This window comes from Neisseria sp. P0020.S003 (assembly GCF_051957095.1).
Lineage (GTDB): Bacteria > Pseudomonadota > Gammaproteobacteria > Burkholderiales > Neisseriaceae > Neisseria > Neisseria subflava.
The window spans coordinates 1-255 of sequence record NZ_JBQCWU010000104.1; the positions used below are offsets into that span (position 1 = coordinate 1).

Genomic DNA, 255 nt, shown 5'->3' on the forward strand with positions numbered 1-255 from the left:
GGGGGGGGGGGGGGGGGGGGGGGGGGGGGGGGGGGGGGGGGGGGGGGGGGGGGGGGGGGGGGGGGGGGGGGGGGGGGGGGGGGGGGGGGGGGGGGGGGGGGGGGGGGGGGGGGGGGGGGGGGGGGGGAGGGGGGGGGGGGGGGGGGGGGGGGGGGGGGGGGGGGGGGGGGGGGGGGGGGGGGGGGGGGGGGGGGGGGGGGGGGGGGGGGGGGGGGGGGGGGGGGGGGGGGGGGGGGGGGGGGGGGGGGGGGGGGG

The 255-nt window shown here is 99.6% G+C and carries 1 protein-coding gene; it reads left to right on the plus strand.

The window, feature by feature from the left end:
• A partial coding sequence (locus tag ACTHTQ_RS11540) for a hypothetical protein (protein ID WP_268083134.1) occupies nt 1–255 on the plus strand: 255 nt, incomplete at both ends.